Here is a 16270-nt window from a genome sequence, read left to right on the forward strand (position 1 = left end):
TTAGACGAGGAGCCGGGTGACCGCGCTCGAGGAAACGGGAGTTCCCATGGACAAGAGAATTGCAAGCCCGGCGGATGCCGTGGCCGGGATCGGCGATGGCGCAACCGTCATGATCGGAGGCTTCGGTGGCTCCGGCGCACCGATCGAGCTCATTCATGCGCTCATCGATAAGGGGCCGAAGAACCTGACGGTCATCAACAACAATGCCGGAAACGGGCGCATCGGCATTGCCGCGATGATCGATGCCGGCATGGTTAGGAAGATGATCTGCTCCTTCCCGCGCTCATCCGATCCCCGCGCCTTCACCGACCGCTATCTCGCCGGCGAGATCGAGCTGGAACTCGTGCCGCAGGGCACGCTTGCCGAGCGCATCCGCGCCGGCGGCGCCGGCATCCCGGCCTTTTACACCCCGACAGGCTTCGGCACGGAACTGGCCGAGGGCAAGGTGATCGCCGAGTTCGATGGCCGCAAATATGTTCAGGAACGCTGGCTGAAGGCCGACTTTGCCATCGTCAAGGCACATCTCGGCGACACCATGGGCAACCTGACCTACCGGATGGCCGGCCGCAACTTCAATCCGCTGATGTGCATGGCGGCTGCCAAGACCATTGCCCAGGTCTCGAAGATCGTGAAGCCCGGCGAGATCGATCCCGAGCAGGTAATCACCCCCGGCATCTTCGTCGATGGCGTCGTCGAAGTCGCCAACCCGCAACAGGAAGAAGAGCTCATCCGGGCCGGAGTGGTATACGCATGACCGACGCAGCTGCAATCGACACCCGCGAAGACATCAAGCTCTCCAACGCCCAGATCGCCTGGCGGGCCGCTCAGGACATCCAGGACGGCGCCTATGTCAACCTCGGCATCGGCTTTCCGGAAATGGTCGCCAAGTTCCAGCCCGAGGGACGTGAGGCCATCTTCCACACCGAAAACGGCGTGCTGAACTTCGGCGAAGCGCCAGCCGCCGGCGAGGAAGACTGGGACCTGATCAACGCCGGCAAGAAGGCGATCACGCTGAAGCCGGGGGCGGCTTTCTTCCACCACGCCGACAGTTTCGCCATGGTGCGTGGCGGCCATCTCGATGTCGCGATCCTCGGCGCCTATCAGATCGCCGAAAACGGGGACCTCGCCAACTGGCGCGTCGGCTCCAAGGGCGTTCCGGCCGTCGGCGGCGCCATGGATCTCGTGCATGGCGCAAAGCAGGTCGTCGTCATCACCGAACACGTCACCAAGGACGGCAAGCCAAAGCTCGTCGAGCGCTGCAGCTTCCCGCTGACCGGCGTCGGATGCATCACCCGTGTCTACACGAGCCATGCCGTGATCGACATCGTCGACGGCAAGTTCGTCGTGCGCGAGAAGCTCGCTGCTATGACGATGGACGAGCTCCAGGCCATGACCGGCGCCAAGCTGCATACCGACGGTCCGGTCGCCGACCTCGTCGTGCCCGCGCTGTAAGGAGTACAAGCCATGACCGAAGCCTTTATCTGCGATTACATCCGCACGCCCATCGGCCGTTTCGGCGGTTCGCTCTCCTCCGTCCGCGCCGATGATCTCGGCGCCGTGCCGCTGAAGGCGCTGATGGAGCGCCATGCCAGTATCGACTGGGAAGCCATCGAGGACGTGATCTTCGGCTGCGCCAACCAGGCCGGCGAAGACAATCGCAACGTTGCCCGCATGTCGGCCCTGCTGGCGGGCCTGCCGGTCTCCGTCACCGGCACCACGATCAACCGCCTCTGCGGCTCCGGCATGGATGCGGTGATCACCGCCGCCCGCGCCATCAAGTCGGGCGAAGCCGAATTGATGATTGCAGGTGGCGTCGAAAGCATGAGCCGCGCGCCCTTCGTCATGCCGAAGGCCGAGACAGCCTTTTCCCGCAATGCCGAGATCTACGACACCACGATCGGCTGGCGCTTCGTCAATCCACTCATGAAGAAGCAATACGGCGTCGATTCCATGCCGGAGACCGGCGACAATGTCGCGATTGACTTCAAGGTCTCACGCGAGGATCAGGACACCTTTGCCGTGCGCAGCCAGGCCAAAGCGGCGGAAGCGCAAGCCAATGGCCGGCTGGCCAAGGAAATCACAGCCGTCACCGTCCCCCAGCGCAAGGGCGATCCTGTCATCGTCGACCGCGACGAACATCCGCGCGCAACCTCTGTCGAGGCGCTCGCAAAGCTGAAGCCGGTCAACAAGATGGAAGGCGCCACAGTCACCGCCGGCAATGCATCCGGCGTCAATGACGGGGCCGCCGCCCTGATCATCGCTTCGGAGGCCGCCGTGAAGAAATATGGCCTCAACCCCATCGCTCGCATCCTGGGTGGTGCGACGGCAGGCGTTCCGCCGCGCATCATGGGCTTCGGCCCTGCACCGGCCTCGAAGAAGCTGCTCGCCCGCTTAGGCCTGACGCAGGAGCAGATCGACGTCATCGAACTGAACGAGGCCTTCGCAAGCCAAGGCATCGCCACGCTTCGCGATCTCGGCATCGCCGACGACGACCCGCGCGTCAACCGCAATGGCGGAGCAATTGCGCTTGGCCATCCGCTCGGCATGTCGGGCGCGCGCATTGCAGGAACGGCAGCGCTGGAACTGAAGGAAGCAGGCGGGCGCTACGCGCTTTCCACCATGTGTATCGGCGTCGGCCAGGGCATCGCAATAGCGCTCGAACGGGTCTGACAGACGATTGAAGGCGCCCCATACGGGCGCCTTTTTAATTCAGGGATTGAGGAAGGCCAGGATCAGCTGATGCACAGCTCCGCCCGGTGACATCTCGACCCGGTCATATTCGCTGTGGCGCGCCACATGCGCATCCGAGATCGGCTTCAACTGGGCCTGCAGTGCTGCCCGCACCTTCTTGCATCCCGGATCATTCTCGTCGCGAAGACCGATCGAAACATCCTGGATGTTCTGGGTCAGGTCCTTCATAAACTGCCCATGCAGTTTCTCGTGCTCGACAATGCCATCGTAGAACGCTTGCCACTTCGCCGCGACATCGGGCGATAGCTTCTGCGCAGGCTTCGGCAGCGTATAGGTGATGATCAGTCGCGGCTTCGCAGACGCGAGCACACAAGCCTGGCCCTGCTGCTGATAGTCCCGCTGCCAGGTGAGCTTGAAGGTCGTATGGGCGATCACCCGACCAAGGCTGAGTTTCGGGCCACGCTCACCGATGGACTGGTAGAGCGCCATCGGCGACGCACCATTGACCTTATAGTGATCGACCTTCTCCGTCGCCTGCCACTCCTGAGCGGCGGCCGGTATCGCTGCACTGATAACGACGAAAAGGCCGACGAACGCATGAAGTCTTGCTGTCACGATCAAAAAAGCTCCCTGGATCGGCCATCCTGATATCTGTGGCGCCAAGGAACTGCAACGATCATCTGCCAGAAGCGCGCCGCATCGCCACAAATTGATAGTCTGCAATTTCCGTAATTTTAACGGAATCTCATATAGGTTTTTCAACTTGAGGCGCGGGGAGAAGCTGTAGGCGTGGATAACAAAGGGACGACACAGGGCATCCAGACACGTGCAGGACGCTGGCTCGACCTGCTCAAGGTTCCGAACGGCAATCCCGCGCTGACCGCGGCTCAATTCGAAGCCTTTTCGAAGCAGGTCCCGCTTCTTTACTTCATTCTCGCGACCAACATGGTCTCACTGGCCTGGACCCACCAGGGTGCGGCTCCCGATTATCTCGTTGTCTATCTGCCTGCTGTTTTGACCACGCTCTTTGCACTGCGCTCGCTCATCTGGCTGCGCGGGCGCAAGCGTGAGCGCACGCCGGAACAAGCCTATCGCCAGCTCCGAGCCACGAACATCCTGTCATTTCCGATCGCGGTGTTCTGCACCGCCTGGTCGGTCTCGCTTTTGCCCTATGGCGACCCATACCAGAAGGCCCATGTCGCCTTCTTCATGGCGATCACCGTCATCGGCTGCATCTTCTGCCTGATGCATCTGAGGTCGGCAGCCCTGATCGTCACGGTCACGGTCAACTTGCCCTTCTTCGTGGTCATGTTGATGTCGGGCGAGCCGACGTTTATCGCCACAGGCGTGAATGTCATTCTGGTGACGATGGCGATGATCATGATCCTCGTCTCGCATTACCGCGACTTCCGCCAGCTGCACGAGTCCCGCAACGTTCTAATGTTGCAGCAGCAAGCCCTGCAGGAACAGAACAAGGCGATGCAGGCGCTGTCGGACGAGAACCTGCGCCTTGCCAATCTCGACAGCCTGACGCTGCTCGCCAACCGACGCAGCTTCTTCCACATGCTCGAAACGGCCTTCAACCGCGCCAGCAGCAGCAATGGCCGGCTGGCTGTGGGTGTGATCGATCTGGACGGCTTCAAGCCTGTCAACGATCTCTACGGTCACTCGGCCGGTGACAAGGTGCTGATCGAGATCAGCAACCGCCTGTCGACGATCACGGACAAGCGGCTATCGGTCTACCGTCTCGGCGGCGACGAATTCGGTCTTCTGCTGCAAGGCGACGTGGCCGAGGGCGACGCCATGGCGCTGGGCGAAAAGGTCTGCGAACTGATCGCCGAACGCATCAATATCGGGAGCGGCATGGTGCAGGTGACCGGGTCGGTCGGCTTTGCGCTCTATCCCGACGTCGGTGCGACCGGACAGGAGATTTACGAACTCGCCGATTACGCTCTTTATACCGCTAAACGACGGCACCGTGCCGGCACTGTGATCTTCAACGCGGTCCAGGCGAACGAGCTAAACCGGCAGAAGATCGTCGAGGAAGCGCTGGTCGCAGCGGATCTCGATAAGGAACTGTCGCTCGTCTACCAGCCGATCACCTGCGTCGACCGGCGCATCTGCATCGGTTTCGAAGCCCTTGCCCGCTGGCAAAGCCCGCGGATCGGTCAGGTCTCTCCGGCGGAATTCATCCCCGTGGCAGAGCACAACGGCCGCATCACGCTGATGACCCGCATGCTGCTGAAGCGGGCGCTGAGAACAGCCGCGCTCTGGCCCGACAATGTCTACCTCTCCTTCAATCTTTCTCCCCACGATCTGACATCGCCGGAGAACACGTTGAAGATCGTGTCGATCGTGCTCAAAAGCAATTTCGATCCCCGCCGCATCAACTTCGAGATCACCGAAACCGCGGTCATGCATGATTTCGAGCAGGCGAGCGCCTCGATCCAGATGCTGCGCGAGCTCGGCGCCGGCATCTCGCTGGACGATTTCGGCACCGGTTATTCGAGCTTGAACCACGTGCACAAGCTGCCGCTGACCAAGATCAAGATCGATGGGAGCTTCGTACGCAACATCCATAACCGCAAGACGAGCTTCAACATCGTCAAGTCGGTGCTGGCGCTGTGCTACGAGATGGAGTTGGAAGCGATCGTCGAGGGCGTCGAGACCGAAGAGGAACTGCGCATCCTCGAAAATCTCGGTGTCCGGGCAGTCCAGGGTTATTATTTCGGCAAGCCCATGACGGCAGAGGAAACGTTGAAGCGGCTCGCCCTGCAGGACGCCCAGGCTCTCGCCTCCTGAGATCTCACAATGAACGCATGCCCATCGACGCCTTGAGACGCCGGACCGTGTCCGCATCCGTGCGGCGAACGGATTGATCCTCAAAACCGAGTTCGACCAGTCGATCCTGTCCGCTGTCAGCCTGGCTGCAAGAGGCATGCAGTTCTCGGATTTCAGGGACAGCAAGGAAAAGGGCGGCATTCTCGGGCCGCACACCCCCACCGGGCATGATCGAGATGCGTCCTGCACCGTGGCGGGCGAGACGTTCGATTACCGCGAGCCCTTGCTCCGCATGCCGCGCGCCACCTGAGGTGAGAACGCGGGAAAAACCGAGTTCCATGGCGAGATCGAGCGCGACGTCCATGTCGGATACCACATCGATTGCCCGGTGGAGGGTCAGATCGAGACCGTCGGCCGCTTTGATCAGCCGCCGGATCGCGTCGATATCGAGCGCAGCAGTATCGGTGGTCGCACCGATCACCACACCGGCCAGCCCCGCCTCCCGCGCAGCATGAATATCCGCCTCCATCACGGCGATCTCATCCATCGAGTAGGTGAAATGCCCGGCACGCGGACGGATCAAGGCATGCACAGGGATCGGTGCGCGTGCAGCGATCGCCATGAACCCACAAGACGGTGTCAGGCCACCCGAGCCAAGCGCCGAGCAAAGCTCGATACGGTCGGCCCCAGCGACAATCGCCGCTTCAAGACCCGCGAAGTCATCGACGCAGATTTCGAGTAGCAGTCCTGATGGTTTGCCTTGGGGAGTCGCGGCCACCTGTTCTTCACCCTTCTGTTTTGAGCTTCGGTGTCCGATCGAGCAGCCACAGCAGCCCGACACCCACGAAGCCCGCGATCGAGGCGATGATCGCCGTACCCGCATAGTCGCTGATGCTGGTGCCGAGCGCAAACATCAGCGAGGCCATTCCACCGCTCAAGAAGATGTTGACCGCAATCAGCGAGCTGCCGAGACCCGCCCGGTCGGCGATCAGGTTCTGTAGATAGGTGATCGGGATCGCGATGATGCCGGCGGCGCCAAGGCCTGCAACAACCGTGAGCAGATAGACGTCCATCGGCCGGTCGGCGAGCCCGAGGAAGACGAGATAGCTGCAATAGATCAGCGCTGCCGTAACCATGGCAAAGAGGATCGAGGTTCTGGCTTCGACCCATCCCCAGAAGAGGATGAAGATGATCTCGAGAAAGGCCACGATCCCGACGATCACGCCGACATCAGCAGATGTGCCGCCCGCCTTGCCGGTGACGATCAGAGGCAGAACGGTGCCATTGGCATGCAGCATGGCCGAGATCAGCGAAATCGCCAGAAGCCTTGGCAGGACACTTGCCGAGCCGATCTGCCGGATGGAGCGGAAGAAGGAATAGTGCTGCCGTTCCCCCTCCTGCACGGGTTTGGAACGATCGAGCCCGAAGACGAAGAGCAAGAGACAGACGAGACAGGCGAGGCTTGCAAGCAGAAAGGCCGGCAGCATGCTCGGCCGACCGACCAGAAGCGCCCCGACGATGCCGGGCACGAGCACCCAGGAGGCGGAAAGGATGGCCCGGACGGCCGAATTCACCGCCATCAGCTCGCGTACCGCCATGCCGGAAGAAACCGCCCGGATATTGGCAAAGATCAGCGAGTTGATCGTGCCGAAAACCGGGATCAAGACCAGCGTCGCGATGGCAAACATGACAGGCGTCGGCACCACGTAGACGAGCCCGAAACCGATGATGCCGAAGATGGCGGCCAGGATCATCGGCGAGCGGAAATGGCCTAACCGGTCAGCGATGATGCCGGCGGTTACGCTGGCGCTGACATTCACCACAGCCGCGAGGAAAATCAGCACCGAATAGACGGCGTCCGACAGTCCGAGTTCACGGATGCCGATCAGCGACATGTAGGGCGACGTCGCAGCGCCGGAGAAGCCGAAGAAGAAGATCGCGGCCGCACTGACTCGGATCGGCTTGTGGCGATAGACCACCGAAAAGGAGGACAACATCAAGGGTACAATCGGGTTGGGGATCGTGCCGCCGGAAGGGCGGCACCGACATCAAAGTCTCAAGGGAATCGCGTCGAGAAGAAGACTTGTGGCCTATAGCTGAAATCCTTGACGAAGGGATAGCTGGGCTGGTGGCGGCGATGGCTCGGCAGGTTCTCGATATCCTGGTTGATCACGCCATCAGTCAGCGCCATCAGGTTAGGATTGGCGATCGGCGCGAGCTCCGGCGAGAGATAGCCAGACTTGACGACGAGCAGCCGCACCGTGGTCGGATCGAGCCCGAGCCGGGTGAAATCCGAGATATTGTGATAGGGCCGACGCCGCGCTGCGAGCACCAGCGTGATGCCACCGATCCTGACGACGGCTTGACTGTTGGCAACCGAACCCGGATTGTCGAGGAAGACGACATCCGCCTCGACCTCGACGGAAGGGCTTGCCGGATCAAGCGAACCGCCAACCTTCAGCGAAACCCGCGCACCGGCACCTGCCGCAAAGCAGCGTTCGACGGCGGGTCGGTCGGTAATGCCGGCGATCAAGACATCATCGATCGACCGGGCCAGAAGCGCCTTCAGCACATCCGCCCGATCGCCAACGCCGCCCCCGGTCGGATTATCGCCGGAATCCGCCAGGATGACCGGCCGTGTCTCGGTGCGTTCAGCGATATCCAACATCTCCGCCAGCGGGCCCGTGACGGGGCCGAAACGGAAGTCTTCACGCGCATCCCAATAAGACTGCGCAATGGCAGCCGCGACCTTTTCCGCCGCAGCCTTATCCACGGCCGTGACGACGGCGCAGGCCGTGCCGCGGGGCTCGTCGGCCCAGACATAGCCGACCATCAGGTTGGCGTCCCAGATGCCCGGGACCGTGTCATGCTCCGGCAGCTTGAGATAAAGGCTCTTGGCCGGCTCGTCCTCAGTCGAGGTCCGTTCGCCGGGCAGGAGAACCGGCACAGGCGCCCAGGCGACACCCGGCTTTTCACCGGTCTTGAGCGCCCGAACCAGCATAGACCAGGCCCGAACCATGGTCTCGCGCACATCGATATGCGGTGCCGTGCGATAGCCGGCGAAGATATCCAGCTGGTCGACAATCTTCTGGGTGACATTGCCATGCAGGTCGTAGCTCGCAGCAACCGGTACATCGGGCCCGACGACCGCACGCGCCGCAGAAATCCAATCGCCCTCGGCATCATCGATGCCCTCGACATTCATCGCACCATGCATGGCGAGATAGAGCCCGTCGATCGGCAGTGTAGCTTTCAGCCGCTCAAGGAACTCCGCCTTGAAACCTTCATAGGTGGCGCGCGCCAAGGGACCGCCGGGAACCGCACGCGCATGCAACAGCGGAAGGTGTTCGACTCCCTCCGCTTCGAGGAAGTCAAAATATTCATGTGCGAGTAGATCCGGCCCACGCAGCACGCGAAAATCTTCGGGCTGCATCAAGACGGGGGACGAGGTCGAGCATTCGGTATGGATACCGCCAACGACTATGCGGAAACTCATGGGGCTCAGATCCTCAGTAACGGGGGCTCAGGCGGACGATGGCGGCAAAGCGCAGCCAGTCCTTGTTCTCCTTCGGCGTCCAGGCGGCCTCGGCAATGGCTGGAAGACGCGGAAAGACGAGGTGGTTGAAGTAATCGCGGGTGAGGAAGTGTTCGCACCAGATGCAGGCCTGCACGCCACGCATGCGAGCCGCGAGTTCTGCCGGAAACTCGGCGACCGCCTCATACGTGTAGGTATGCTTGGGCGGCACGGTGCCGGCCCAGCTGGCACCCGGCTCCTGGAAGGCTTCGTCCTGCACCATGTCGAGATAATAGGCCTGACCCGGCGTCATGACGACGTCGTAGCCCTGTTTTGCGAGCTCCAGTCCGACCTCCGGCTTCTGCCAGGCCATCAGCAGCGTTCCCTCGGGATCGACGCCGCCGCCATGGCTGACCTCGTCCCAGCCGGCGAGCTTTCGGCCGCGCTCGGCCAGCATCTTCTGGATGCGCTTCATGAAATAGCTCTGCAGCCCGAAGGTGCCTTCGATACCTTCGTGCTCCATCAGCTTGCGGGCCAGCGGCGAAGCCATCCAGGTATTGGCCGCCACTTCGTCACCACCGATATGGATGAGCTTGGACGGGAAGAGCTCGACCATTTCGTCGAACACCTTGCCCAGCACCTCGTAGGTGTATTCGATCGCCGGGTTCAGCGCATTGTTCGGGTAACCCTGCACCGAGCGGTAACTATCAGGAGCTTCCTGACCATCGACAAGCTCCGGCAGGGCCACCAGCATGGCCGTGCTGTGGCCGGGCACATCGATCTCCGGCACCACCTCGACCTGAAGGGCGGCGGCATGGGCGAGGATATCGCGGACCTCGTCCTGAGCGTAGAAACCACCGACAGGCTCGGCCCCATTGCCGAGTTGCGGCAGAAGCGGCTCGTCGGGACCACGCAGAACGCCAAGGGTCGTGAGCTGCGGGAAGGCCTTGATTTCCAGACGCCAGGCTTCGTCGTCGGACAGATGCCAGTGGAAGGTGTTCATCCGGAACCAGGCAAGAATGTCGATCAGCCGCTTGACGTCGGCAACGGGGAAGAACTGACGAGAAACATCGAGATGGCAACCGCGCCAGTCGTAGCGCGGCTTGTCGGTGATGGTGCCAGAAACCGGGAAACGGAACGTCTCCGGCTGCGTGCGCGCACCATGCAGCATCTGCGAGAGCAGGGTCAGCGCGTACTGCAGGCCCGCGACATCGCCATAGGCAAGCGTGATGCCATCAGCGGCAAAGTCCAGCCGATAGGCGGAGGCGCCAAGCTCCTCGTTAGACTTGAGGGAGACCGCCCGCCCCTGATGAACCGGTGCAAGCGACAGCGGCGCATGGCCGACTGCGAAGAGACGGCAGAAGAGGCGCAGCACGTTTTCAATGGCGCGCAGCTCGACCAGCGAGGCGCCTTCTGCCGGATAAAGCGCGACGGGGAAGCCTTCGCCAGCCACCAGCTCGGCAGTTTCAGGCCAAGGCAGCATGGCGAAAGGCTGCGTGACCTGCCCCTCGGGCAGCAAGGCCGGCGGCGGTGCGCTGTGACCACCACCGAGCATCAGATCGGCCACCGCAACGGCCGCATGCTGACCGGTCGACAACGTGATGTAGGCGGATTTTGCCCCATCTGTCCGATGCTTGGCCGGCCGCCACAAACCGCCGACCCGAAAGCTCCAGGATTCACCCGGCTCCAGCACGAAGCCGGCCGGCGGCGCGAACTGGTGGAAATTGGCGTTGCGCTTCAGGAAGACGGCGTTCTCGAGGATCGGCTCTTCGGTATCCTTGACGCGGGTGAGCGACGTATAGGCCAGCTTGAAATCGGCAAGCGCCACATCGGAGAGATTGACCAGCGTGAAGACGAAGGCGCCGCAGTCGTCGCCCTCCACCGGATGCCACGCGTTTTCGAGGCGGAACTGAACGGCTGGTGCCATGGGGAATGCTCCTGGCTTCTTGATGTCAATAATTGTCGGATTGCGAAAAGGTGCGCGCGAGCTCGGCCTGACCGGCCGTCAGCCCGCAATCGACCGGAAGACAGACGCCGGTGATGGCAGCGGCCTGATCGCTTGCGAGGAAGAAGACGGCATTGGCAATGTCCTCAGCCGTGGCGATCCGCTGCAGGGCGTACCAGCGCTTGGCTTCTTCGAAGACATGCGGATTGGCGGCAGCCCGCGCCTCCCAGGCCTGGGTGCGAACCGTGCCGGGTGCGACCGCATTCGAGCGGATGCCGTATTTGCCATACTCGACGGCAATCAGCTTGGTCAGATGGATGAGCCCCGCCTTGGCCGCGCTATAGGCCGGGTGACCGAAGACGGCCATGCCATTGACCGAGGAAATGTTGACGAGCGCGCCTTTGGCTTCCTTCAGCGCATTCTCGAAGGCGCGGAAGCAGAGGAAGGGCGCCTCGAGATTAAGCGCATTGTCCTTGCGCCAGATCTCGCCATCGGTATCGCCGAGGCTGACGGCCCGCGCCGCACCGGCATTGTTGACCAGTGTATGCACGAGACCGAGCGTGGAAATGCGAGCCGCGGTGTCGGCGAGATCCTTCTCGTCCGTCACGTCACAGACCAGCGAGGCGAAGCGGACATCGTCATTGAGCTCGACCATCGCCTGGCCAAGCGCCTGACAATCCAGATCCAGCAGAACAACGAGGTCATGGCTGTCGGCGAGGCGCTTTGCGATCGCCCGACCGATATCTCCGGCAGCACCGGTTACGACGGCAACCTTATGCGTCACGGCAGGTCTCCGCTATCGATACGGGCATAGGATCAATCTCCGAGAAGTTGCCGGTCGTCCCCACCATCGCGGTGCTCGACCAGCTGTTGCTTGATATGGCGAAGCGTCACTTGCGACTGCTTGCGATTGCGATAGGCAACGAGGCTCGCGATCACGTCGACGACGGCGAGATAGGCAAATCGCGTCGAGGTCGGCCGGAATATGTTTTCGCCCTCCGGCAGATCGATGCCGATCACGAGTTCGGATGCCTCGGCCACCAGGCTGTTGCTCTGGGTGAGCGCGATCGTGGTGATGCCGTTTTCGCGGGCGAGCTTGAAGCATTTGACCAGTTCGGCATTGCGCCCCGAAAACGACGAGCCGATCAGCACGTCGTTCGAGCGTGCCGCCGCCGTCAGCATCAGTTGCATGTTGTGATCGGCAGAGGCCGTGATGCGCGACCCCAGACGAAACAGGCGATTCTGGATTTCGCCTGAGATCATGGAGGAGTTGCCGCCCGAGCCGAAGGCATAGACCATCTCTGCCCGCGCCAACCGGTCCGCAACCTTGTCCAGCACATCAGGATCGAGCGCCCGATGGACCATGAACATCGCGTTCTGCGCCTTGGTGATCACATCACTCGCGACGTCGGCGGGCTCCGTGCTCTGCGCCTCCGGGTTGAGATAACGCACGCCGACATAGGCGGTGCGGGCGAGGTTGACCTTGAAGTCGGCAAAGCTCTGGCAGCCGAGACGACGGCAGAAACGCGTCACCGTGGGCGGTGAGACCTCTGCCTTCTCGGCGAGCTCGATGATCGAGGCATTGACCGCGAAGTCGAAGGAATTGAGCAGGATATCCGCGATGCGTTGCTCGGAGGCCGAAAACTGCCCTGCCTCTTCCTGAATGCGCGCGAAGATATCCAATGCCCTGCCCTCTTCTCTGTTATTTCGAAGGCTTAAAGGCTACGCAGTCGATCTCGACCTTGCAATCGACCATCATCGAGGCCTGAACGCAGGCCCGCGCCGGCGGATGCTCGCCGAAATACTGCTGGTAGATCTTGTTGAAGGTCCAGAAATCGCGGGGGTCATCGAGCCACACGCCGCAGCGTACGACATGCTCTAGCCCGTAGCCGGCCTCTTCCAGAATGGCGATCACATTGGCGATCGTCTTGTGGGTCTGCTCGATAATGCCGCCGGGAATGATCTCCCCGTCTTCCATGGCCACTTGGCCGGAGACATAAAGCCAGCCATCGGCCTCGACCGCGCGGGCAAATGGCAACCGCTGGCCACCCGCACCCGCCTTCTCGGCCCCGTAACGCTTGATCGTCATGGACACCCCTCATGCAAATTATTTTCTTCGATCGTTGACAAGCGACCACAAAAAACGGATTTTGACCAGACAAAATCGACATTCATGAAAAGAATTTAAAGGCGGGGAAGAAATGCGCGACCCATTCCAGAATCCATTCCCGGAATCGGACGAAGCACGCCACGCCATCTGGGAGATGCTCGTCCCCCGCGACATCGACGCCTTTCTCGCCGCCGACTGGAGCATGGTCGCCCATGACTTTGTCGAGGACGGCTTCATCGGCATCAGCGGCAATCGCGAGGAAGACCCGGACAAGTGGACGCTCGCCTTCCCCAATCTTGTCGCCTATCGCGACGAGTGGCTGAAGCAGGCGCATGACTTCGCCGCTCAGACCTATGGCGAGGATCAGCGCACCGCAATCTTCACCACGACGACGCTCGAGGACATCGAGATTTCGGCCGAGACGGCGCTCGTGCGCAAGAAGTTCGACGGCGGGATCAAGAAGGCAGACGGCACACTCGACATCATGCGCTGGCAGACGCTCTATTATTGCCGCCTGCATGAAGGCCGGTGGAAAATCTCCGGCTTCACCGGTTATCTACCCAATCCGATGGGCAAGCGCTGAACCCGCCCTTACACACTCAAGACCCCGGAGGTCGGCCCTTGCGCATCTTCACCGCCGCGCTTGCAACGGAAACGAACACCTTCTCCCCGATCTGCATCGACCGGCGCGCCTTCGAGGATTCGCTCTATGCACCTCCGGGACAACACCCGGCAACGCCGACGCTCTGTACCGCGCCGATCACCGTCGGTCGCAAGGTCTGCGCCGACAAGGGCTGGACGCTGATCGAGGGTACTGCGACCTGGGCGGACCCGGCGGGTCTCGTCAACCGACAGACCTTCGAGAGCCTGCGCGACGAGATCCTGGATCAACTCCGCGCAGCCATGCCCGTCGACGCTGTCGTGCTCGGTCTGCATGGCGCCATGGTCGCCGACGGATATCTCGACCCGGAAGGTGATCTCTTGACCAAGATCCGCGAGATCATCGGCCCTGATATCCTGCTCTGCGCCGAACTCGATCCGCACAGCCACCTGACGGCGAAGCGCGTGGCAGCCGCCGATTTCTTCGTTGTCTTCAAGGAATTTCCGCATACCGATTTCGTCGATCGGGCCGAAGACCTGTGGCGCATCGCTGTCGACACGCTGGAGGGCCGCGTCAAGCCGGTCATGTCCGTTTTCGACTGCCGGATGATCGATATTTTCCCGACCTCGCGCGAACCCATGCGTAGCTTTGTTGACAGGCTTATGGCCATCGAAAAGGTCGATCCGGAGGTGCTGTCGCTTTCCGTCATTCATGGCTTCATGGCCGGCGACGTACCGGAAATGGGCACCAAGACAATCGCCGTCACCAATGGCCATCCGGAAAAGGGTGCCATTCTCGCACGCGAACTCGGTCTCGACCTGTTCTCCAAGCGCGGCACCTTCATGATGCCCCAGATCGATGAGAAAACAGCGCTCGATCAGGCGCTTGCCTATCCGGAAGGCCCCGTCGTCATCGCCGACATGTGGGACAATCCGGGCGGTGGCACGGCGGGTGATGCGACCGTGATCCTGGAAGAAATGCTGGCGCGTGGCGTGACCAATGCCGCGGTCGGCATGATCTGGGATCCGATTGCCGTTCAGATCTGCATGGCCGCCGGCGAAGGCGCCGAGATTCCGTTGCGGTTCGGCGCGAAATCAGCGCCCGGCACCGGCCATCCGATCGATGGGCTGGTGAAGGTGGTCAAGGTGGTGCCGAATGCTGAAATGCGTTTCGGCGACAGCATCGCGCCCTTCGGCGATGCCGCCCATATCCGGCTCGAAGGCATCGACATCATCCTGAGCTCGGTCCGTGTGCAGAGCTACGACCCATCGCTGTTCACGGCACTCGGCATCGATCCGACGGAAAAGCATCTTCTGGTCATCAAGTCGACCAACCACTTCTATGCGGCCTTCTCCCAGATCGCCTCGGAAATCCTCTATTGCGCCGCGGGAACCCCCTATCCGAACGATCCGGCAAAGACCGCCTATCGCCATGTGCGCCGCGACATCTGGCCGATCATGGCCAATCCGCATGAGACGCCCGAAGGCAGCGAGGCCGCATGATGGAACTCCTCCGCCCCAAGCCCGGCCAGCCGATTGCCGAACTGTCGACTCCGCTGCCGATCATCGACGAAGACAGGCTTACCGCCAACATCGCTCGCGTCCAGAGCTACATGGACAGCCACGGCCTCGCCTTCCGTCCGCATATCAAGACCCACAAGGTCCCGGCCATTGCTGCCGAACAGGTGAAGGCGGGCGCGAAGGGCATCAACTGCCAGAAGATCACCGAAGCCGAGGTCTTCGCCGATCACGGTTTCGAAGATCTACTGATCACCTTCAACATTCTGGGCTCGGAAAAGCACAAGCGCCTTGCGGCCCTGAATACCCGTATCTCCGGCCTGAAGGTCGTCGCCGACAGCGAAACCACCGTGCGCGGTCTCTCCTGCGCTTTCTCCCAGACCCGCCCACTCACCGTTCTCGTTGAATGCGATACGGGCGGCGGACGCTGTGGCGTCCAGAGCCCGGAAGAGGCCGTAGCGCTTGCCGAGACAATCGCCGCCGCCCCAGGCCTCACCTTCGGCGGCATCCTGACCTATCCCAAGGCCGACACCGAGGAAGGCGTCGAGGCCTTCTTCGCCGCCACGCTCGCCGGCCTCGCGGCCCGAGGCATCCCCTGCCCCATCGTCTCCAATGGCGGCACGCCCAGCCTCTTCTCCGCCCACAAGGTGACATCGGCGACCGAGCACCGCGCCGGCACTTATGTCTACAACGACCGCGCCATGGCCCACGCGGGCCATTGCAGCCTCGACGACTGCGCCATGCACATCCTGGCAACCGTCGTCTCACGCCCGACCAGGGATCGCGCCATTCTAGACGCCGGCTCCAAGGCGCTAACTTCGGACCTGCTCGGCTTCGCCGACTACGGCATGATCGTCGAGTATCCTGACGCCGTGATCTCGGGCCTCTCCGAAGAGCACGGCACGGTCGATCTGTCGAAGGTTAAGGGGCGACGTCCCGAGATCGGCGAAAAGGTCAGGATCATCCCCAACCACACCTGCGTTGTATCGAACCTCTTCGACGTCATGACCTTCCACCGCGATGGCCTCGTCACCCGCGTGGAAGAGGTCGCTGCGCGTGGGCTTGTTTGGTGAAACGCCGCCACTAGGTAGAGCCTGCCGCAAATAGCTAA

At 61.9% G+C, this 16270-nt stretch carries 15 protein-coding genes; 7 read left to right on the forward strand and 8 right to left on the reverse strand.

Going from position 1 to position 16270, the window contains the following annotated elements; genetic code table 11:
• Window positions 1–46 precede the first annotated feature (46 nt).
• From ACQKP1_RS17150 to pcaF, 3 genes are read left to right on the forward strand one after another with little or no spacing between them, the layout of a single operon-like run.
• Window positions 47–754: a 3-oxoacid CoA-transferase subunit A gene (locus ACQKP1_RS17150; protein ID WP_427276177.1), complete on the forward strand. Its 708-nt coding sequence runs from the start codon at window positions 47–49 to the stop codon at window positions 752–754.
• Window positions 751–1452 carry a 3-oxoacid CoA-transferase subunit B gene (locus ACQKP1_RS17155; RefSeq protein WP_203017833.1) on the forward strand — a complete coding sequence of 234 codons (702 nt, stop codon included), beginning with the start codon at window positions 751–753 and terminating at the stop codon, window positions 1450–1452. Before ACQKP1_RS17150 ends, ACQKP1_RS17155 begins: the two co-directional genes overlap by 4 nt.
• 12 nt (window positions 1453–1464) lie before the next feature.
• Entirely contained in the window at window positions 1465–2670 is a 1206-nt protein-coding gene (pcaF, locus tag ACQKP1_RS17160; RefSeq protein WP_427276178.1) for a 3-oxoadipyl-CoA thiolase, read from the forward strand.
• Between the two features lie 39 nt (window positions 2671–2709).
• Here the strand turns inward: pcaF and ACQKP1_RS17165 are convergent, their stop codons facing one another.
• Window positions 2710–3306: a DUF922 domain-containing Zn-dependent protease gene (locus ACQKP1_RS17165; protein WP_427276179.1), complete on the reverse strand. Its 597-nt coding sequence runs from the start codon at window positions 3304–3306 to the stop codon at window positions 2710–2712.
• A 174-nt stretch (window positions 3307–3480) separates the two neighbouring features.
• Between ACQKP1_RS17165 and ACQKP1_RS17170 the strand changes: the two genes are divergently transcribed.
• The gene (locus tag ACQKP1_RS17170) at window positions 3481–5493 is read left to right on the forward strand and encodes a putative bifunctional diguanylate cyclase/phosphodiesterase (protein WP_427276180.1); all 2013 of its coding nucleotides are present in this window, start codon (window positions 3481–3483) and stop codon (window positions 5491–5493) included.
• 4 nt (window positions 5494–5497) lie between these two features.
• On the opposite strand, the gene ACQKP1_RS17175 is transcribed toward ACQKP1_RS17170, so the two are convergent.
• From ACQKP1_RS17175 to ACQKP1_RS17205, 7 genes are read right to left on the reverse strand one after another with little or no spacing between them, the layout of a single operon-like run.
• Window positions 5498–6250, reverse strand: a complete 753-nt coding sequence (locus ACQKP1_RS17175) for a copper homeostasis protein CutC (RefSeq protein WP_427276181.1) — start codon at window positions 6248–6250, stop codon at window positions 5498–5500.
• Between the two features lie 7 nt (window positions 6251–6257).
• On the reverse strand, window positions 6258–7469 hold the full coding sequence (locus ACQKP1_RS17180; RefSeq protein ID WP_427276475.1) for an MFS transporter: 1212 nt from the start codon (window positions 7467–7469) through the stop codon (window positions 6258–6260).
• Window positions 7470–7528: 59 nt separating this feature from the next.
• Window positions 7529–8968 carry a M81 family metallopeptidase gene (locus ACQKP1_RS17185; RefSeq protein ID WP_427276182.1) on the reverse strand — a complete coding sequence of 480 codons (1440 nt, stop codon included), beginning with the start codon at window positions 8966–8968 and terminating at the stop codon, window positions 7529–7531.
• A 13-nt stretch (window positions 8969–8981) separates the two neighbouring features.
• On the reverse strand, window positions 8982–10913 hold the full coding sequence (locus ACQKP1_RS17190; protein WP_427276183.1) for a beta-N-acetylhexosaminidase: 1932 nt from the start codon (window positions 10911–10913) through the stop codon (window positions 8982–8984).
• 25 nt (window positions 10914–10938) lie between these two features.
• Window positions 10939–11715, reverse strand: coding sequence for an SDR family oxidoreductase (locus ACQKP1_RS17195; RefSeq protein ID WP_427276184.1), 777 nt, complete (start codon window positions 11713–11715; stop codon window positions 10939–10941).
• Between the two features lie 32 nt (window positions 11716–11747).
• Window positions 11748–12614 (reverse strand): MurR/RpiR family transcriptional regulator, encoded by an 867-nt coding sequence (locus ACQKP1_RS17200; RefSeq protein WP_427276185.1) that lies wholly within the window; start codon window positions 12612–12614, stop codon window positions 11748–11750.
• Window positions 12615–12633: 19 nt separating this feature from the next.
• Window positions 12634–13020 carry a RidA family protein gene (locus ACQKP1_RS17205; RefSeq protein ID WP_054147861.1) on the reverse strand — a complete coding sequence of 129 codons (387 nt, stop codon included), beginning with the start codon at window positions 13018–13020 and terminating at the stop codon, window positions 12634–12636.
• Between the two features lie 112 nt (window positions 13021–13132).
• Between ACQKP1_RS17205 and ACQKP1_RS17210 the strand changes: the two genes are divergently transcribed.
• The 3 genes from ACQKP1_RS17210 to ACQKP1_RS17220 are packed head-to-tail and all read left to right on the forward strand — an operon-like array spanning window position 13133 to window position 16232.
• A complete protein-coding gene (locus ACQKP1_RS17210; RefSeq protein ID WP_427276186.1) occupies window positions 13133–13624 on the forward strand; it encodes a hypothetical protein in 492 nt (163 codons plus the stop codon).
• A 38-nt stretch (window positions 13625–13662) separates the two neighbouring features.
• Window positions 13663–15144 carry a M81 family metallopeptidase gene (locus ACQKP1_RS17215; protein WP_427276187.1) on the forward strand — a complete coding sequence of 494 codons (1482 nt, stop codon included), beginning with the start codon at window positions 13663–13665 and terminating at the stop codon, window positions 15142–15144.
• Window positions 15141–16232: a D-TA family PLP-dependent enzyme gene (locus ACQKP1_RS17220; protein WP_427276188.1), complete on the forward strand. Its 1092-nt coding sequence runs from the start codon at window positions 15141–15143 to the stop codon at window positions 16230–16232. The genes ACQKP1_RS17215 and ACQKP1_RS17220 overlap by 4 nt, the downstream gene beginning before the upstream one ends.
• The last annotated feature ends 38 nt before the right edge of the window (window positions 16233–16270 follow it).

It is taken from the genome of Allorhizobium sp. NPDC080224 (genome assembly GCF_050281005.1).
Taxonomy (GTDB): Bacteria; Pseudomonadota; Alphaproteobacteria; order Rhizobiales; family Rhizobiaceae; genus Allorhizobium.